The organism is Fulvivirga sp., assembly GCF_040220315.1.
Taxonomy (GTDB): domain Bacteria; phylum Bacteroidota; class Bacteroidia; order Cytophagales; family Cyclobacteriaceae; genus Fulvivirga.
The window spans coordinates 1-19,519 of sequence record NZ_JAVJUY010000195.1 but is presented as its reverse complement, the minus strand read 5'-3'; the positions used below and the strand labels follow the sequence as shown (position 1 = coordinate 19,519).

Below are 19,519 nucleotides of genomic sequence, written 5' to 3'. Positions count from 1 at the left end.
AAGTATTGAGGCGCCTAAAACGAATTAGTTTATATTTTTTCTCATCCCTCCTCCTATCGGGTTGCCTTGGCACAAAGTACTTAAAAGAAGATGAAAATCTGCTTTTTAAGCAAAATATAAAAGTTAGTAAAGCAATAGATCAAGAAGATCTTGCCCAACTGTACGCACAAGAGCCAAACAGACAGTTTCCACTCATTCCCTTTGCCCCTTACGTTTGGTTCTATTATTGGGGTAAAAAATCATATGATGTTGAAAAATACGAAGCGAAAAAAGCAGAAATCGCTGGTAAGTACAGCATTAAAATTAAAGAAGCCGATAAGAAGAGAAAGAAAGAGAAGCTAGAACGAAAACGCAGGCGGAAACTGGCTAAAATTGACAAAACAATTGAAGAAGGAAATACACTTATGCGTTGGGGTGAGCCGCTAGCTGTTTACGATTCTGGCTTAACACAATCCACTATTGATCGTTTTGATTTATACCTAGACTCTAAGGGCTACTTTCATTCTAAAATTGAACATAAAACCTCTGCCATTGGGCGAAGAATCAACTCTACATTCATAATAGATGAGGGCCCTGCCTATAAAATCGATACCCTTTTTTCTCAAACGGGTGATACAGCTATTACGAAACTGTTAAATAATACGGAGAAAAAAAGTCACCTTACAATTGGTGAAAATTATGAACAGGCTAACATTACTAAGGAGCGGGAACGCATTGATTTACTTTTAAAAGATAATGGCTACTTCGATTTTAGCAGACAATATGTTCAGTTTGAGGTGGATACAGCCTTTCGTGAATCACACAATGTGGCAATAAAAACGCAAATAAGCAGGCCATCAAAAAGGAGCCACCATAAGGTGTTTCATGTAGACTCCGTCAATTTTATTACCGATGCTAACATCAAAAATATACCTGATTCATTACGAACTACCTATGAATATAAAGGGGTAAGTTATCGCTATTTTGACCCGCAATACAGCAAAAAAGTATTAAATAGAAGGGTATTTATACGAAAAGATAGTTTATATAGTAAATCCCGATCCTTTAATACGCAACGGCAATTAGCAAACCTTGATCATTTTAGATTTATTAATGTCAATTATGACTCTGTTGGTGGCAAACTTATCGCTAACATTTTCACTTCACCATTGAGCCGATACCAATGGACGAATGAGGTGGGAATTAATGTAACCCAGGGTTATCCAGGTCCATTTTACAACATTTCTTTTAAGAAGAGGAATATTTTTAGAGGACTGGAGATTTTTGAAATGAATGGTAGAATTGGCATTGAAGGAGTTGCTTCTGTATCTGGTGCAGAAGATGTATACAGAAGTGTAGAATCAGGTATTAATGCAAGTTTAACTTTTCCTCAGTTTATTTTGCCAATAAGTAATTCCCTAAAAGAGAAACTCGGTCAAGTTAACCCTAAAACACGTTTACTCGCAGGTTATACTTATACAAATAGGCCGGAATATCAACGAAGAAACACCAACTTCTCCAATACTTACAGCTGGCAGAATTCAAGAAATACAAGTTACCAGGTTACTCTTACCGATGTTAGTCTAATAGAATCTGAGGTTGATAGTACCTTTGGTGTAAGGTTAGACCAACTGGAAAGAAATGGGAATAGACTCATTAATACTTTCAGGCCTTCTTTGGTTACGAGTATGAGTGCCAATGCCACATGGAATTTCAATAGTTATGGACTCAATTTTTCCAACTCATCTTTTTTACGAGTGTTTTTAGAAAGCGGAGGTACAACCTTGAATTTTGTTAATACGGGTTTTCTTGAGCGTGAAGCATTAGAATTTTATAAGTTCTACAAAATTAATGTGGATTTCAGAAAGATAAATCCCATCAACAAAAACACAACCATAGCTTATAGGGTAAATGCAGGATATGCCATGCCTTACGGTGAAAATGGTATACTCCCTTATGAAAAGTACTTTTTCGCTGGTGGTAGTAATGGTATTAGAGCTTGGCGTCCGAGACGATTAGGGCCTGGTTCTTTTGTGGAAATCGATACTGTTACCAATGAAGTAAATTATGATTTTGAGCAGCCAGGTGAAATCATATTTGAAGGCAGTATTGAGCTGCGTAAAAATCTTATTGGATTTATTGATTATGCCTTTTTTGTAGACTTTGGTAATACATGGACTATTGAGAATGATGATTCGAGGCCTGGTGCACAATTTAAATATGAAAATTTCTTTCAGGAGATTGCAGTAGGAACGGGTTTTGGACTACGATTCGATTTTTCATTTTTAGTTCTGAGGCTTGATGCAGGTTTGAAGGTTTATGATCCTTCGCGACCAGAAGAAAAAAGATTCATCTTAAATGAAGGTTTTTACGATGCACCATTCACACGAGATGCCACTGAACCAATCATTTTTAATATTGGTATTGGCTATCCGTTCTAGTAATTCAGTAGTTCTTCCAGAGCTACTTTCACCTTATCTACCGTTGGTAGCATTTGCTTCTCCAGATCAACATTCAGAGCAATAGCAGGAAGGTTGGCAGCACCTAAAGTTTGAACGGGGGCATCCAAATATTCAAAGCAATGTTTCGATATTCTACCAGCCAATGATTCTGCAAAAGAATTTAACAATGGTTCTTCCGTTAAGATAAACGCCCGACTATGTTTCTTAACAGAATTCTGAATGGCGTCCCAATCGATAGGATTGAGTGTTCTTAAATCCATTATTTCTATTCTACCCTGATAATCTTTAGACACCGCTTTGGCCCAATGTACACCCATGCCATAAGTAATAATCACCGCAGATTCTCCATTTTCAATGGCTTCTTCAGACGCCTCTAAATCTATTCTTGCCTTACCTAATGGAATGATATAATTCTCGTCCGGCTCATATGTTTTAGCTTCGCCAGTACCAGGCACCTTTGACCAGTATAGGCCTTTGTGCTCTAGCATTAACACAGGATTTGGATCATAAAAAGCAGCCTTTAGTAAGCCTTTCATATCCGCTGCATTACTCGGGTAAACCACTTTAATGCCTCTTATTGTTAATAGGGTTGATTCAACACTACCAGAATGGTAAGGACCACCACCACCATAAGCACCTATCGGAACTCTGATAAGCGATTGAATAGGAAATTTACCACAGGATAGATAGCAACTTTTTGAAAGTTCTTCCACCAGCTGATTCATGCCCGGCCAGATATAATCGGCAAATTGAATTTCTACTATGGCCTTGGCACCTACTGCCGACATACCTGCTGTTGAACCAACAATATATGCCTCCTGTATTGGGGTATTAAAAACGCGCTCATCACCAAACTTCTGCGCTAGCGTAGCTGCTTCCCTAAAAACACCACCTAATGTTCCACCTACATCCTGTCCGTAAAAAAGTGCCTCAGGATGTCTTTTCAAGATATCTTCCACGGCATGCAGTGCGGCATCCACCATCACCACTTTTTCCGCTCCTTTTGGTTTTCTTTCCCCTCTTTCTTCTATTATTGGTGTATCTGCAAATTCGTGCTTATCAAAAGAAGCCAAGTCAGGATCGTCTGAGTTAAGTGCATATTCATAATCCTTAGCAACAAGCCCCACCGCATGTTTATTAAGCTCTTTTAATTCCTTTGCAGGTATTCCAATGCCTTTTAAATATTTTTCAAGCTTAACTATCGGATCGTCCTTTGAATGCAGTTTTAAATTTTCATCTCCACGATACCACTCTTTTCTTACCCCAGAAGTATGATGCCCTAGAAGTGGACATTTTGCATGAACCAATATTGGCCCTTTTCTATCCCGAACATGAGCGAAGGCTTTCCTCAATCCCAAATAACTATCCACAAAATCAGACCCGTCTACACGCATACGCGACATCCCGGTGAATCCGGCAACAAAATCATATGCATCCATGGCCCGCATTTCTTCTCCAGTCGCTGAAATACCCCAATCATTATCCTGGACTAAATACACTATTGGCATCTGTTTGAGCACGGCCATTTGGAATGCCTCAGAAACTTCGCCCTCTGTCACACAACCATCGCCTAAAGAGCATAAAACCAGTGGTTTTTCGTTACCCTCCAATAACCCTTGCCCTTCCAAGTATTTTAGTCCGTGTGCCATACCAGTAGCAGGAATAGCTTGCATACCTGTGGCCGAGCTCTGATGAGGTATTGTAGGGAACCCATCTCTGTTTAAAGAGGGATGCGCATAATAGGTTCTGCCTCCAGAAAATGGATCATCTGCTTTCGCCATGAGCTGCATCATTAGCTCGTAAGGCTGCATTCCTATTCCTAATAAAATAGATTCATCTCTGTAATATGGTGCTGCAAAATCATACGCCTTTAGTTGCATACCTGCGGCCAATTGTATGGCTTCATGTCCTCTGGAAGTACTATGCACATACTTACTGCATACTTCCTTATTTTCATCATACGTTTCTGCCATTCTTTTGGCAGTACACATAAGCTGATATGCTTTTAATAAAATTTGTTTATCGATAGGGGTCTTTTCGGTATTGCTTTTCTTCGTTTTTGCTTTAGCTGCTTCCGTTGTAGGCATAGTATCTCTTTTGATTCTGCAATCGATTGTGAAGTTAAAAAATTTACTAAACACTAGCTGAAATAGTAGCTATTAAAATCTAGTTAGTATTCAATAGTTTTGCCCAGATGAAAGAAAAGATAACCGATTGGTTTAAATCACTTCAAGACTCTATTTGCTTAGAATTGGAAAAGGCAGATGGTTTAGAAAAATTTCATGAAGATTTATGGGAAAGAGAAGGTGGCGGTGGTGGCCGAACCCGAGTAATTCGCAATGGAGCTATTATTGAGAAAGGTGGTGTGAATTTCTCTGCTGTTCATGGATCATTAGCAGAAAATATATCCAAGGCCTTAGGATTACCCCAATCTGATTTTTATGCTACAGGTGTTTCCATCGTTCTGCATCCGAAAAATCCAATGGTGCCTATCATTCACATGAATGTGAGATACTTTGAAACTACTTCTAAAACCGGAGATTCTACCTGGTGGTTTGGTGGCGGCATTGATTTAACACCACATTATGTTGATGAAAATGATGCGCATTATTTTCATAGTGAATTAAAAAAAGTGTGCGACAAACATGACTCTGCCTATTATTCTGAATTCAAGAAATGGGCTGATGACTATTTTTATATTAAACATCGAAACGAAACACGAGGTATAGGAGGTGTTTTCTTCGATAGGCTCAATGAACAAAGGGGCAAAACTAAAGAACAGCTATTTGAGTTCGTGAAAGATGTTGGAAGCAGCTTCGCTCCTATCTATACGCATTTTATGGCTAAGAACAGTTTATTGAATTTCACCGCTGAGCATGTAAAATGGCAAAAATTACGCAGAGGCAGGTATGTAGAATTCAATCTAGTTTGGGATAAGGGCACCAAGTTCGGTTTAGATACCGATGGCAGAACGGAATCCATCTTAATGAGCTTACCACCAGAAGCCAATTGGGAATATGACTATCAACCAGAGAAAGGATCTGCGGAGGAAAGTACGCTTAAGAGTTTGAAAAAAGGAAAAGAATGGATAAATTTGTCATATGACAGAATATAAAAAGTCAAATGACAATAAATCAGAATTAAACGAGCCAGCAATGGCCTATGGTTTAGGAATTACTACATTAGACTTATTAATAGATATCCTTGGCATTTCAAACCTTGCTAAAAAGCTTAAAAATAGCCTTGATCTTCTTAAAATGGCTGAAAATGGTTTCCCGATTAAAGTGTTAAAAAACCTTCAGAAAAGAACACAATTCACCAACCGGCAGATTGGCATTGTACTAGATATGTCAGAAAGTACAGTACAACGTAGAATAAGAGACAATCAAAAATTGGATAAGAAACAATCTGAAAGTGCTGTGCAATTGGCAAGTGTTTGGGTTAAAGGTTTGGAAGTTTTTGAGGACGAAGATGATTTTAGAACCTGGCTTAATACTGAAAATCAAGCACTTGGGGGTAATAAGCCCCTTGCCTTATTACACTCTTCTATTGGCAGGGAAGAAGTTAAGAATGTACTCAATCGCATAGCCTGGGGTATTTATTCTTAGCATGAAGCTCTACCGCATAGGTCATAAGAATTACATTCATGATTTAGCAGGTACCGGTGGTTTATACGCTGATGGCAGGTGGCATGCAAAAGGTACCCGAATACTATATTTCTCAGAACACATTTCTTTAGCCAAATTAGAAGTGTTAGCTAATTCTGTGATATTGCCTAAAAACATGAGTTTAATGACTGCAGAAGTAGCTGACAAAGAACCTATTAAAGAAATTACAACATCAATGCTACCTCAAAGTTGGGACGGGTACCCATACCTGGAGAAGTTGCATTCCATTACTTACGATTGGATAAAAAAATCTGAGTCACTAATATTGAAGGTGCCATCCGCGCAAGCGACCAATGAATTCAATTATTTAATTAACCCATTGCATAAGAATATGGATGCCATTAAAGTTATTTCCATAGAACCCATAAAATTTGATAGAAGGTTGAAATTCTAAGGCTTATGATCGAATACCTAATAAAACTCGATAAATCACTTTTCTTTTTCCTTAATGGGCTACATTCATCGTGGATGGATCCAATTATGTTTTGGATTTCAGATAAAAAAATATGGATACCGTTCTATCTGTTTCTGGCCGGATGGATTATCAAAACTTTCAACAAAAAGAGTATAATCTACTTACTAGCGATTGGGTTGGCGATTACCATTACTGATCAGGTGATTTCAGGTTTTATGAAAGGCTTTTTTGAACGATTCAGGCCTTCCAGGGATCCAGAAAATGAGGGACTGGTGCATATAGTCAATGGTTATACCGGTGGGAAATATGGCTTTGCCAGTTCGCACTCAGGCAATGCATTTGCATTAGCTATGTTTATTTATCTCACATTTCGTGAGTATAAATGGGTGTGGCTTATGTTTCTTTGGGCAGCTATTGTAGCTTACAGTCGTGTGTATTTAGGTGTTCATTACCCGGGTGATATTCTGGTGGGTGGAATTATCGGACTGATTTTTGGCAAGTTATGTCACATACTGGCAGAAAAAGTACTGGCGAAATATTGGGCTGACTAAAGATTCATTAGCCTCTTTACATACTTGCCCACAATATCAAACTCTAAATTGATCTTATCCCCTACTTTGATATCCTTCATTGTGGTATGTTCATAGGTATAGGGGATAATCGCTACCCTGAAACTATTTTCAGTGGAATTAAAACAGGTAAGACTAATTCCGTTAATGGTGATAGATCCTTTTTCAACAGTGACATTACCATGAACAGGATCATACCTAAAATCATATAACCAGCTTCCCTTCTCTACCTTTATTGAAGTACACTCCCCCATTTGGTCTACATGACCTTGAACAATATGTCCATCGAACCTGCCATTATTTAGCATACATCGCTCGAGGTTAACTTCATTACTAGGTTTTAGATTACCAAGATTACTTTTCTGTAAAGTTTCATCAATGGCCGTTACCCAATGTTTGCCCTCCTGAACTTTAGTAACAGTTAAACACACTCCATTGTGGGCAACACTTTGGTCTACTTTTAATTCATTTGAAATACTACTTTCAATTTCAAAATGACGATTAGAGCCTTCAGTTTCTATGCCCTTAACTCTGCCTAATGTTTCTATAATGCCTGTAAACATGCTGTAAAGGTACAATAGAAAAATTAATCTTTAATAAATTTGGTTTATTTTATAAACTACTTTATAATTGCATTAAACATTAAGAATTATGGATTCTGAAAAATCAATGACACACGAAGAAAGTCTTCAGATCATAAGTGACATGATCAGGTCAACTCAGCGTAATATAAAAAGTGCGAGCTTCCATTTCCTGCTCTGGGGATGGGTAGTGATACTCGGTAACTTGGGACATTTCTACCTACAAGAATTTACAAATTACCCCTACCCTTACGCAATATGGTTGTTAACTATACCAGCTTGGTTGGCTAGCATGATTTATGGATACAGACAGCCTAAGATTGAGAGAGTTAAAATGTACAGCGATTCATTAATTATGTGGATTTGGTTAGGTTTCCTGTTCAGTATATTATTGATTATATTCAGCGGGTTATTTGGACCTACGATTCCTTTTATCATCTTAGTTTTGGCTGGGTTATGTACTTTTTTAACTGGATTAGTTTTAAAATTTAAGCCACTGATATACGGTGGTAGCAGTTTTTGGATTTTTGCAGCTATATCTATTCCGGTAGGACAAGAATATATGACCTTAATTTCCGCACTAGCTACCTTAGTTGGCTATTTAGTTCCAGGATACCTTATTAGAAAATCGAATTGATGGCTGATTTTAAAGAATTAGATCCTCTATTACATTCTCAGCTTAGGCTGGCTATTATGTCTCTATTGATGTCAGTAGAATCTGCTGAGTTTGTGTACATCAAAGAGAAAACTGGCGCCACGGCAGGAAACCTGAGTGTACAATTAGATAAACTTGCAACAGCCGGTTATATCGGAGTGACAAAAGAATTTAAAGGAAAAAAACCTTTAACGACCTGCAGTATTACAAAACGAGGAATTGAGGCATTTGAAAAATACGTAGAGTCATTAAAAACATATTTTAAGAATTAAATTTTTTTATACATATAGTTTATTTTATAAACTACTTTATAAATAGATAATCAATTTATTAACTAAACACTAGAATTATGAAAACGATTAAATTATCACTACTACTTTGCTTTTTTACAGCCAGTCTATTTGGACAAACAGAATCTGATGAAATGGCATATTTTGCCTACACCAGCAACAATAAGAGCTTATGGAAACAATTGGTTTCTAAAGAGCAATCCAACTACAACCAATCCAAAACGAGCGAAAACCTTTACTCCCTTTTACTCGCCCAGCATGGCTTGCTAAATGCTACCATGCCCGACCAGGATGAAGACCTTTTTGACAAACACTATAAAAACGCTAAAGAAAATGCGGAAAAGCTTATTGAAGCCAATCATCAGGTAGGCAACGCTAAGGCCATATTAAGTGCTATCTGGGGTTGGGAAATGGGTTACAGTTCGTATAAAGGAATGTTCCTTGGAGGAAAAAGCAGCTCAAATATTGAAGAAGCAACTAAAATAGCTCCTAATGAGCCATTGGTATGGCAAGTATATGGATCCTCCAAATTCTTTACCCCTACTATGTTTGGTGGAGACACGAAAGAAGCCCAAAAAGCTTATGAAAAAGCAGTGAACCTTTATGAAGATCAAAATTTAACAAAATCTAACTGGAGGTACTTAGACGCCCTTGCATGGTTAGGAAAAGTGTATGAGGAAAACGGAGAAACAGACTTAGCGAAAACTACTTATGAAAAAGCCTTAGCTGTAGAGCCTGATTTCGGATGGGTGAAATATGCACTTCTACCTTCTATTTCCAACTAAAATGAAACATATCATTCTGATTTTATTTTCTTTTACATCCCTGGTTGCCACTTCACAGGTATCAACCAGGGGTATTGTAAAAGATGCCTCCACAAACGAAGCGCTCATTGGTGCCAATATTTTTTCTAAAAGCAATTGGAAGGTTGGCGCTAATACTGATCTGAATGGAGAGTTTACAATTAAAAACCTTACAATAGGTGATACTTTAATTATTTCATACATCGGGTATGAAGAAAAAGAGATTGTTTTTAATGGTGTAGAATATCTCACTATTCAACTCACCCCTACCGTGCAGAGTATGGATGAAGTAACAATTACTGCAGAAAAATTGGTAGCAGAAGAGTTTACATATAAAAAAGTGAAGCGCCTGGACATTTATTTAAATCCAAGTGCCAAAGCTGATCCGCTGCTGGCTACTAATTCATTACCATCGAGTACCACCTTGGACGAATCCGCCAACATTAGCTTCAGAGGTAGCAGCCCTGACGAAACCGGAATCTTTTTCAACAACGTACCTCTTTACGATGCCGTAAGATTTTCACAACTCAATGGCATAGGTACTTTTGGTATTTTCAATACTGCCATGGTTGATGAAATGCTGGTCTTTCCGGGCAACCCTCCTTTAGAGTATGGAAATACAACATCAGGTCTTATAGCTATTAAAACAGCTGAAGAAATACCAGAAGAAAGTGTACGAACAGCCACAGTTTCACTTGCCAGTTATGGGTTGCTATTCAGCCAAAAAATAAATGAAAGCCAAGCCATTACTGTGTTCAGCAACTATCAACCTGCTGAAATCATAAAAGCGCTCAATAGCGATGCTCTCAACGATATTAAAGACTTTAATTCCATTGATCTTGGCCTGAACTATTTAAATGTTATCAACGAATCCACCATTCTGAAAGTATTTAATTACACATTACTGGAAGGGTATGATTTTAACTATCAAACACCTACCCTAACAACAACATTTAAACAGCGTAAAAAGCGAAATTTTACCATTACCAACTTGCGAAAGCAAATTGGGAAATCTGAGTTGAGTTTTAATAATAACATCAGTTTCACAAAAACGCAGTTTACTTATGCCGATACGGACATTGAACTCAACTACTTTGATGGCTTCGCTTCAGCGAATTACAAGTACACAACAAAAAACTTAAGCTTTAAGACAGGGGCTGCCTTTGATTATAGGGAGCAACATTTTGATGGCACTTTTTATACAATCGATTATGCCGAAGGCGAAGGGTACCCAACCGCCAGTGCGACAAATACGTCAGAACTGATTCGACCAGAAGCCTATGGCTATCTCACCTATTTTATCAATGATAAGTGGGTATTAGGTAGTGGCATTCGAAAAAACTTACCAATTGATAATCAAAGCAACTTTTTAAGCAGTCAGTTAAGTACCAAATACAATATTAACCTCAATAGTTCAGTAACATTTGCTTTGGGCAATTACCACCGTTTTGATTTTCCGCAAAACGATGAGATAGTACTTAATAACAGCCGACAATTGTCAATTGATTACAATTACAATACAAATACAATGAATTTTGCAGCGTCAGTGTTTGGTAAGGAAACTCAAACAAACGGTGTGGCAAGTGAGCTGGTGGGTGTTGAGTTATTTGTGAAAGGTAAAATTGCGAATAGGCTAACGGGTCAATTTTCATATTCCCTTATCGATGGTATTTCTATCGATGAAGAGGGCACAGAATACCCAAATAAATATGATTTAGACTATTTCATTCGTGGAAACCTGGAGTGGCGAATTAATGCCAATTGGACTGCCAATTCAACATTCACCTTTCGGCAGGGCAATTACTATCAACCATTAACGGGCGCTTCGTTCGATGCCTCCATTGGTGTATACAGGCCAGCGTATGCCGCCCTTACAAATCAGGCCAGGCTACCTGATTATGGGATAATTGATATAAGCATTTCCAGGATAATTCCTGTAAACGAAAAATTGAATATCATTTGTTTTGGAAGCGTGAATAACGTTTTGAACAAAGAAAATATAAGAACCTATCAGTATAATTTCGATTATACGGAGAGAAATAACTCATTATTCTCTCAAAGAACCGTTTATTTTGGTGCAGTAATCAATTTCTAGGTCGCACATTACGAATGCTAACTAATTGATGCTATTTTTGAGGCCTTTAAGAAGGAATTAATTATAACATCAATATGTCGTTAAAGGACAAACACCCCATTACACTTTACAATACACTCAGCAAAAAGAAGGAGCAGTTTGAGCCGATTCATCAAGACCATGTGGGTATGTATGTATGCGGACCAACAGTGTATAATGATGTGCATTTAGGGAATGTAAGAACCTTTATGAGTTTTGATGTGATCTACCGATACCTGATGTATCTGGGGTATAAAGTGCGCTATGTGCGCAACATCACCGATGTGGGCCACTTGGAGAATGATGCGGATGAAGGCGAAGACAAAATCGCTAAAAAAGCGCGTTTAGAACAGTTGGAGCCGATGGAAATCGTGCAGCACTATACCAATGGTTTTCACAATGTGCTCAACCAGTTTAACCTTCTCCCTCCTTCCATTGAGCCTTCTGCCACCGGGCATATTATTGAGCAGATTGAAATGGTACAGGAGCTGATAAAAAACGGATTAGCTTATGAAGTAAATGGCTCTGTATATTTTGATGTAACCAAATACGATAAAGACCACAAATACGGGAAGCTTTCAGGCAGAAACATTGAGGAGATGATGGAAAGCGGCCGTATGCTCGATAGTCAGGACGAGAAAAGAAATAAAATAGACTTTGCCATTTGGAAGAAAGCTTCTCCACAGCACATTATGCGCTGGAACTCCCCTTGGGGTGAAGGCTTCCCCGGCTGGCATTTGGAGTGTACGGTAATGAGCACCAAATACTTAGGCGATACATTTGATATTCACGGTGGTGGAATGGATTTAGTATTCCCACATCACGAATGCGAGATTGCGCAATCTGTAGGCTCTAAAGGCAAAGAACCTGTTAAATATTGGCTCCACAGCAACATGCTAACTGTGAACGGCCAGAAGATGAGTAAATCTCTAGGCAACTCATTTTTACCACATGAGTTATTTTCAGGTGACCATAAATTATTGGAAAGAGGCTATAGCCCGATGGTGGTACGTTTCTTTATGCTGCAATCGCATTACAGCAGTACGTTGGATTTCTCTAACGATGCGCTTACGGCCGCTGAAAAAGGCTACAAGCGCCTGATGGATGGTTTTAAAATTAGCAATGGTTTAGTGTATGAAAACGGAACAGTGGATGCTGATTTAGAGGAAAAAGCATCTGCCAATATTGATGGTCTGTTCCAAAACATGGGTGAGGATTTCAATACCGCTAAAACACTTGCTGTATTGTTTGACATCACTACCATGATGAATAACTTAAAATCCGGCACTATTAAAACCGGCAACCTAAGCAAGAAGACGTTTGAAGATTTGATTAAACACTACCAAGGCTTTATTACAGAAGTACTTGGCCTGAAAGAAGAGCAGGAAGGCGATACTAAGTTGGTAGATGGTGTAATGGACTTGCTCATTAAATTGAGAAACGATGCCAAAGAAGCTAAAAATTATGCCTTATCTGATAAGATTAGGGATGATTTAAAAGCGATGGGTGTTACCCTGAAAGATGGAAAAGAAGGAACGGAATACAGTATCGATTAAGGGTGTTTTTTATTCTTGTTTTTAATCAATTAGTAAAAGAATACCATTGGGAAAGAAAGATTTTATAAAGTATCTTGATAAAAACAGTCTTTAAAGGCTTCGATTTAGGATTAATATCGTAAATGGAAAAGTTGAAGATATTGTTATCTAATACGAAAGTTTCATTAAAAATAAATGGGCTGCCATTGTAAGATATGACTGTGCACACGGTTTTTTCCATAGGGATGTTTTGTTGCCAAATGGTGTTAAAGAAAAACACGCTATGGAATTCGAAAATTTAGAAATAGCTTTGATTTATGCAGAGCAGGATCTAAAGGATCGCTGGGAATTTTATAAAAGCAGATACATTAAAAAAATGAAAAATGACAAATAAAGAAACTGTAAATCGCAATATAGGTTTGACTTTTGACTTTTTAAAACAGGCGCTCAAACAACCGGAATTAATAGATCAAATAAAAGATGGGTCAACCATCGAGTTCATACAGAAAGATTATCCTGAAATTGAAAAAAAATCAGATGTTGTGCCTGATAAGTTTATCAAAGTAAAACGGGGCTTTGAACTTATTTAAATTGATTGATTAGCGTGGTTTCGTTAAGAATGTTACAAAAGAAACCATATACAGTATCGATTAAGGGTGTTTTTTCTGCCCTGCTGATATTCATTATCCGGATTTATCAGTACACGCTGAGCCCACTGCTGGGCGCGAATTGCCGCTATACACCTACCTGTTCTAAATATGCTGTAGAGGCCATAAAAGTTTGGGGACCGTTAAAAGGCGGTTGGTTAGCCATTAAGCGAATAAGCAGTTGTCACCCATGGGGCGGACATGGGTATGATCCGGTGCCGGAGAGGGAGGAGTGAGAACGCCCCTGTATAGTGTCGTAGCTATCCCTCAGGTTAGTTATGCAATATACAGATTGTTGTGGTGTAGTATTTTATTTTCGAACAGGAAATCCTATTTTTCGTAATTCACTTTTTTATGTTAGTTAAGGCAACTCCTTTACAAAAGTTCAAGATTAGGGTTAACACTATATTTTGATTTAGCCTTAATGAAATAAAAAGTCAACCATAGTCAACCCCTAACCTTCCTCTAAATATTTCCGTTTATAATCGCTGTTTAAGAACATATTTAAGTGAATAAAATAGTACTAAAAAGGCATTATTTCTCCGGTGGTTTAATAATGTTGACTCTGTTGATCAGCGGGTGTGAAAATGACAACGAACCAGAAATAATAAATTTACCGCAGATACAAACACTCGCGGCTACCAATATCATGATTACTTCTGCAATGTGTGCGGGTGTAGTAATAGATGACGGTAGGGGTTTTGTTATTGAGCGAGGCATTATTTGGGATACTGTTTCTCTGAAAGCACAAGAACATATTAATAAGATTTCAGCCGGTCAAGATACAGGCAGGTTCGAAGTCGGTCTTACAAATCTATTGCCCGACCAACAATATTTTATAAGAGCATATGCTGAAAACGGAAAGGGGACCTCGTATGGCAATGAGATAAGTTTTACTACCAATAAAACTAATTCTATTGTCTACAAAACAGACGGAAGAACTACGCAAGATGATATTCCAGGTCCAATTGCTTTAGACATTAATGAAAATGGAATAGTGGATTTTGTGTTATTCACAGAGCTTACCGCCAATAGCACAGGTGATCGTCTTTATGCTGGCATTAATCCAATAGGACCTAATCTTATGAAAACAGGCCCGGCAATTAATGACAATTTTTTGAGCATGGGCTTTATTGTTGCTGAAAATCCTGGAGTCATGATCGATGAAACACTTTTAGATAATGAAAGATGGTATACTGACCATGCAGCTTTAATCATAAGAAATACACCGCCCACTGGTGCTATATTTTATGAAGGTAATTGGGCTGAAGGCGAACAAATAGTAGGCATTCAGTTTTTTGAAGAACAATCGATGCATTTAGGTTGGCTACGCATTGGATTTGATAAAACTACCGAAACTTTGACTTTGATTGATTTTGCGTATAATTCAATAGTTGATCAACCAATAATAGCAGGAGCTAAGTCAAACGGAGATTAGTTGATTAAGGATTACAATAAACACAATACATTGAGTCTTTGACCACTTTTTTAGGGTTAGGTATGCTTTCGATAAAGCCACATTTCTTGCATTCGAATTGGTGACTTCACATTTTGAGGAGTCTGGCCGCACCAGCGGCACAGCAAACCGGGGTCAATTTTGGTAAATCTATAGCCTGCTGAAGCACACCTTCTAATTTGAATATTTGCATTGAATTTTGAGGTTACGGCATGAGAGCTAACGGTTAGTATATGAGCCGTTTAATGGCTTATATACATTGTTATAGTGCGTATTATTCTTTTAAATTCAGGAATTCTACTGCATTGTAATAGAAAATGTTTCTTTTATCTTCTTCAGTTAAAAACTCATAGCTGTCCAATTGCTGTATGCTTTTTTCAATAGCATGAGGCCACACCATTGGATCGGAACCATACATAATCCTGTCTAATAGATTTGCTTTTTTTGCCTTCCTTAGGAAGTCTTCTGTCCAAACTGAAACCATACCTTCTTCCCAAAGAAGAATTCCTAAATCTGAATAAACATGCTCATAATTGTGCATTAAAGTTAAAGTGTTCTCATAATAATTACCTCCAGCATGCATAATATAGATTTTCAGTTTGGGATACTTAATAATAACATCCTCAATTAATAAAGGGTCACCAAGAGATAATCGGAATTTTGGAGCTTCTCTGTAAGCCACACCTGGAGGTCCTCCACCTGTATGCAGAGCCACAGGGATCTGATATTGTTCACATATTCTTAAATAGGGCTCATAAATTGGATCTGATAGTGTTAAACCCACATATTGTGCTCCAACTTCACCAAAAACCTTGATCTTTCCTTCCTGAACTAATTTTTCAAACTGAACTGTATCAACGGATGGCTTCCCGTAAACTTCAATCCCCGGAATGATTTTATCATTCATGCTTGCGTCATAGACCCCTCCACTATTTACGGCTTTAACAATATTATACTTTTTCATCATGGATTCAATTTGGCTTTTGAACTCATCAAAAGAGGGGGGAGACAATGTTCCATCTCCAGAAGGAGCTACAAAATAGGATTGCTCAGTATATCCATGTAGATGCACATCTATGATGGGCTTTATCCCATCCTGAGATTTTCCAATAATGGGAATTAATAAAAGCAAGAAGATTATTGAATTTTTCATATCTTAATTTTTTTGCATGCACTACAACAACCGAATATAAACCATAGCACATATTCACTATTAGCTTAGTGGTTTATATTCGCACTATCTGTTAAATATACGCCACTTCTTCATAAGTAAGAAAAATATTGAAATAATGATAAAGTTAAGAATCTCACGCCTTTTTTCAGAAGGATCAAAATGAAGTTATTAAGTCGTCACTGCGAATGAACGAAGTGATTGAAGCAACCTTTACGTTGAGGAATCCTGGAAGCCTATAGCTCAATGTCTACATCAAGTTGCCTACCTTCTTCAAAGGCCTTTTTATCCATACTGGCACCTACAGCCATACCTATCGCCATACCAATAGGTAAGCCCACTCCCAGGTAGGCCATACTATCCATGCTAGATCCGAAAGCAATACCGAGCGGAATGCCAAATACTGTCATACCAACAGCCAACCAGGTATTTCTATAATGGTTTTTGGGCACTAATTTGAGTTCCTTTTCAAGCGCCTTAAGTATATTAGTCTGAGTCTTTCGGATGAGCTTTCTTGCGGGCTTTCCTTCTTCTTTCGAAGCATTTATGTCTTCAATCCCTTGATTTATACTATTCAGAATAGCCTCAGGCAACTCCTTTTTAGTCAATTCGGCCAGTAACTGATTGAATTGCGTATAAGCCCGAAGGTATTTTTTATCCTGTTCAAGTTCTGCTCTGCGCTGAAGTTCTTGTAGTTTCATAGGCTTTGAAGATACGTAGTTATCCTCTAAACTCACTTATTTCAAACAAATGGCCATCAGGATCTCGGAAAAAGCACCTTGTTTCCGCTCCACGGTCCAACGGAGGGGTGATAAATTCCGCGCCCCTACTCTTTAAAATTTCATAGGACTTTCGGCAATCTTTTACCCGAATAGTAAAGGCATGGCTCACTTTGTCTTTATCATCAGGGGGCAGAAAATGAGTATCAGGTTTGTCATCCGTTGGGCCACCAGCGGTGACCAACAACAGCCAATTACCTAGAAATTGCAGCACTAACGAGTCGCCACCATATTCGCGAAAGATGCTGGCTCCTAAAATATCTACATAAAATGCTTTTGATTTAGCCATTTTGGAAACCACCAAAATGGTGGTTAAGGCTGAGTCTTCAAAGGGGTTGGTTGTGGAGTTGGTCATAGTACTGGGTGGTTGCTTATTTTGTTTAATTTAAGAATTTTGAAGAACTTCTAATTTGTGCGATGTTCCTTGTGCTTCGCTTATAGATTCCTCCATTATATTACGGAATGACTTTCTTTATTGACACTTTATTAATTATCGTCATTTCTCCTCCGCCAACTGGCGGAGGAGAAATCTTCTACAGCAGCATCAGTAATTGACTTTCTTGGTGGCAAAGATCCCTACGGGATGACTTTTTAAACTTAATTGTTCATTGCGGGCTTGTCTACCCGACAACTACCTATAGTAGCTAATATCTTTTTGATTCTCTGAAAGAAACCTACTTGTCAGCAGACAGGTCAGGGTAACAAAATAGTGGTTAAGATATAATAATACTCTTCAACTCACTGAGCATCATGGCTGTAGCACCCCAGACTATGCGGCCTTCTACATCAAAATAAGGTGTGTTGAGTGTGTAGCCATTGGCGAACGTTATTACCGTTTGCTTCACTGTAGTCTCTTCAATTAAATGGCTGACAGGCACTTCTATTAATTCTTTTACTTCGTAGGTATCAATTTCGAATTGTGGTTGATTTTCCGTGAAGCTTACTACGGGCGTTACTTTAAAATTACTTGGTGGAATAAATAAATCGGATAATTGGCCGATAACATTTACCTCCTCATATAGCACACCAATTTCTTCATTGGCTTCACGCTTTGCTGTGTAGATTAAATCAGGATCTGTTTCTTCCCACTTACCACCCGGAAAGCTAATTTGCCCGCTATGCGTGCCACCATACTCATGGCGCTGGGTTAATGGTATAAATGCTTCGCCATTTTTTTCGTAAAAGAGAATGAGTACCCCACTCAATCGTGCCTTGGCCATTTTCTCTTTATCGAACCTGGAAGTATTAATTTCACCGGGCATCATCAGCCGGTGTGCTTCTGGCCCGGGCAGCGGACCAACTAACTTAGCTTCTAATTTATCTACCAGTTCGTTAAGCTTCATATACAGTCTAGCGCAGTGATTACTTTTTCCTGTCGTTCTCTGGCGATTTTGTAATTCTCACAAGCGTTATAGGTATCATTCATTTGTTCATACACCCTACCCAAAAAATAATAGGCTTTGTCAACAAACGGGTCGAGTTTGGCTGCACGTTGCAAGAGCTTGATGGCATCGTCATTATTACCTTTTTTAAAGTAATACCAGCCTTTATTGCGGTATGCCCAAGCATTCTCCGGATCGATGGTTACGCTCCTATTTATATCTTCCTTAGCTTTGTCAAGCTCATTCATTTCCAGATGTATAAAGCCTCGGTTGTTTAAGAAATAGGGCTGCCCCGGCTCAAGGCCTAATGCCTTATTCACCAATTCTAATGCCTCAACAAATTCGTTTCTTTCTATAGCAATGAGCGACAGAGCGTTATAGGCATTGGCTTCTAATGGATCTATTTGTAAGGCTGTTTTAAGATCTGCTTCTGCTTCATCATACTTTTTTAAATAGTATTTTACTGTACCTCTATTAATTAAGGTTTCAGCATTATCCGGGTCTAACACTAAGGCTTTGTTAAAATCATCAATGGCATTGTTGAACTTGCGCATTTTGGTATGAACCAACCCCAATCTGAAATAAACCGTTGAGGTATCAGGCATTTTTCTTTGTGCAAATTCAAGATCATCTAACGCACGGTACAAATCATTTAATTCATAAAATGTATTGGCTCTGTTGAGCACAGCATCCATATTTTCAGGGTCGCACTCCAAGGCTTTATCATATTGCAAGGAAGCTTGCACATACTGATTCTGTCGGAAATAAACCGTCCCTAAATTATTAATAGCAGGTGTATAGCACGGATCAATTTTTAAGGCCTCTTCATAAAAGCGTGTAGCATCACGATAATTTTGTTCTTGTAAGGCTTCGTTACCTCGTATTAAAAAGCGCTGTTTCTGCGTTTCCGGATCGTTACCACAGGAAATGAGTATGCCCAGAAGAAATAGAATGCAAGTGTGCTTCATACAGACACGAAGTTATTAAAAGTGATTGAATTTGAGACGCCTAATA

The 19,519-nt window shown here is 38.2% G+C and carries 21 protein-coding genes; 14 read left to right on the top strand and 7 right to left on the bottom strand.

The annotated features are described in order from the left end of the window. Positions 1–5: 5 nt before the first annotated feature. Positions 6–2,420, top strand: coding sequence for a translocation and assembly module lipoprotein TamL (gene tamL / locus RLO81_RS09640; RefSeq protein WP_350110650.1), 2,415 nt, complete (start codon positions 6–8; stop codon positions 2,418–2,420). On the opposite strand, the gene RLO81_RS09635 is transcribed toward tamL, so the two are convergent. Continuing rightward, positions 2,417–4,528, bottom strand: a complete 2,112-nt coding sequence (locus RLO81_RS09635) for an alpha-ketoacid dehydrogenase subunit alpha/beta (RefSeq protein ID WP_350110647.1) — start codon at positions 4,526–4,528, stop codon at positions 2,417–2,419. The two genes, tamL and RLO81_RS09635, sit on opposite strands and share 4 nt — an antisense overlap. Positions 4,529–4,635: 107 nt before the next feature. Between RLO81_RS09635 and hemF the strand changes: the two genes are divergently transcribed. From hemF to RLO81_RS09615, 4 genes are read left to right on the top strand one after another with little or no spacing between them, the layout of a single operon-like run. After that, positions 4,636–5,556: an oxygen-dependent coproporphyrinogen oxidase gene (hemF, locus tag RLO81_RS09630; RefSeq protein ID WP_350110644.1), complete on the top strand. Its 921-nt coding sequence runs from the start codon at positions 4,636–4,638 to the stop codon at positions 5,554–5,556. Next, the gene (locus RLO81_RS09625) at positions 5,543–6,049 is read left to right on the top strand and encodes an Xre family toxin-antitoxin system antitoxin (protein ID WP_350110641.1); all 507 of its coding nucleotides are present in this window, start codon (positions 5,543–5,545) and stop codon (positions 6,047–6,049) included. The genes hemF and RLO81_RS09625 overlap by 14 nt, the downstream gene beginning before the upstream one ends. A gap of 1 nt (position 6,050) precedes the next feature. After that, positions 6,051–6,503 (top strand): RES family NAD+ phosphorylase, encoded by a 453-nt coding sequence (locus tag RLO81_RS09620; RefSeq protein WP_350110638.1) that lies wholly within the window; start codon positions 6,051–6,053, stop codon positions 6,501–6,503. Positions 6,504–6,508: 5 nt separating this feature from the next. After that, positions 6,509–7,075, top strand: coding sequence for a phosphatase PAP2 family protein (locus RLO81_RS09615; RefSeq protein WP_350110635.1), 567 nt, complete (start codon positions 6,509–6,511; stop codon positions 7,073–7,075). Here RLO81_RS09615 and RLO81_RS09610 read toward each other — a convergent pair. After that, entirely contained in the window at positions 7,072–7,656 is a 585-nt protein-coding gene (locus RLO81_RS09610; RefSeq protein ID WP_350110632.1) for a riboflavin synthase, read from the bottom strand. The genes RLO81_RS09615 and RLO81_RS09610 overlap by 4 nt on opposite strands. 88 nt (positions 7,657–7,744) lie before the next feature. Here RLO81_RS09610 and RLO81_RS09605 point away from each other — a divergent pair, with 88 nt between their 5' ends. The 9 genes from RLO81_RS09605 to RLO81_RS09570 all read left to right on the top strand — a co-directional run bounded on the left by RLO81_RS09605 (position 7,745) and on the right by RLO81_RS09570 (position 15,155). After that, positions 7,745–8,311, top strand: a complete 567-nt coding sequence (locus RLO81_RS09605) for a hypothetical protein (protein WP_350110629.1) — start codon at positions 7,745–7,747, stop codon at positions 8,309–8,311. Next, positions 8,311–8,601 carry a winged helix-turn-helix domain-containing protein gene (locus RLO81_RS09600; RefSeq protein WP_350110626.1) on the top strand — a complete coding sequence of 97 codons (291 nt, stop codon included), beginning with the start codon at positions 8,311–8,313 and terminating at the stop codon, positions 8,599–8,601. Before RLO81_RS09605 ends, RLO81_RS09600 begins: the two co-directional genes overlap by 1 nt. 77 nt (positions 8,602–8,678) lie before the next feature. Then, positions 8,679–9,404, top strand: a complete 726-nt coding sequence (locus RLO81_RS09595; RefSeq protein ID WP_350110623.1) for a tetratricopeptide repeat protein — start codon at positions 8,679–8,681, stop codon at positions 9,402–9,404. A gap of 1 nt (position 9,405) precedes the next feature. Continuing rightward, positions 9,406–11,517 carry a TonB-dependent receptor plug domain-containing protein gene (locus RLO81_RS09590; RefSeq protein WP_350110620.1) on the top strand — a complete coding sequence of 704 codons (2,112 nt, stop codon included), beginning with the start codon at positions 9,406–9,408 and terminating at the stop codon, positions 11,515–11,517. Between the two features lie 74 nt (positions 11,518–11,591). Further along, a complete protein-coding gene (cysS, locus tag RLO81_RS09585) occupies positions 11,592–13,091 on the top strand; it encodes a cysteine--tRNA ligase (RefSeq protein ID WP_350110617.1) in 1,500 nt (499 codons plus the stop codon). Positions 13,092–13,254: 163 nt separating this feature from the next. Beyond that, on the top strand, positions 13,255–13,464 hold the full coding sequence (locus RLO81_RS20670) for a DUF7718 family protein (RefSeq protein ID WP_502880444.1): 210 nt from the start codon (positions 13,255–13,257) through the stop codon (positions 13,462–13,464). Continuing rightward, the gene (locus tag RLO81_RS09580; protein ID WP_350110614.1) at positions 13,454–13,660 is read left to right on the top strand and encodes a hypothetical protein; all 207 of its coding nucleotides are present in this window, start codon (positions 13,454–13,456) and stop codon (positions 13,658–13,660) included. Before RLO81_RS20670 ends, RLO81_RS09580 begins: the two co-directional genes overlap by 11 nt. Positions 13,661–13,689: 29 nt before the next feature. Next, positions 13,690–13,953 (top strand): membrane protein insertion efficiency factor YidD, encoded by a 264-nt coding sequence (gene yidD, locus RLO81_RS09575; RefSeq protein WP_350110668.1) that lies wholly within the window; start codon positions 13,690–13,692, stop codon positions 13,951–13,953. Positions 13,954–14,225: 272 nt separating this feature from the next. Next, the gene (locus tag RLO81_RS09570; protein ID WP_350110611.1) at positions 14,226–15,155 is read left to right on the top strand and encodes a fibronectin type III domain-containing protein; all 930 of its coding nucleotides are present in this window, start codon (positions 14,226–14,228) and stop codon (positions 15,153–15,155) included. Between the two features lie 292 nt (positions 15,156–15,447). Here the strand turns inward: RLO81_RS09570 and RLO81_RS09560 are convergent, their stop codons facing one another. The 5 genes from RLO81_RS09560 to RLO81_RS09540 all read right to left on the bottom strand — a co-directional run bounded on the left by RLO81_RS09560 (position 15,448) and on the right by RLO81_RS09540 (position 19,473). Next, a complete protein-coding gene (locus tag RLO81_RS09560; RefSeq protein ID WP_350110608.1) occupies positions 15,448–16,326 on the bottom strand; it encodes an amidohydrolase family protein in 879 nt (292 codons plus the stop codon). A 254-nt stretch (positions 16,327–16,580) separates the two neighbouring features. Beyond that, entirely contained in the window at positions 16,581–17,045 is a 465-nt protein-coding gene (locus tag RLO81_RS09555) for a Rho GTPase-activating protein (protein ID WP_350110605.1), read from the bottom strand. 19 nt (positions 17,046–17,064) lie between these two features. Then, a complete protein-coding gene (locus RLO81_RS09550) occupies positions 17,065–17,478 on the bottom strand; it encodes a VOC family protein (protein ID WP_350110602.1) in 414 nt (137 codons plus the stop codon). Positions 17,479–17,836: 358 nt separating this feature from the next. After that, on the bottom strand, positions 17,837–18,466 hold the full coding sequence (locus tag RLO81_RS09545) for an NUDIX hydrolase (RefSeq protein WP_350110599.1): 630 nt from the start codon (positions 18,464–18,466) through the stop codon (positions 17,837–17,839). Further along, positions 18,463–19,473: a tetratricopeptide repeat protein gene (locus RLO81_RS09540; RefSeq protein ID WP_350110596.1), complete on the bottom strand. Its 1,011-nt coding sequence runs from the start codon at positions 19,471–19,473 to the stop codon at positions 18,463–18,465. The genes RLO81_RS09545 and RLO81_RS09540 overlap by 4 nt, the downstream gene beginning before the upstream one ends. Positions 19,474–19,519: the final 46 nt, after the last annotated feature.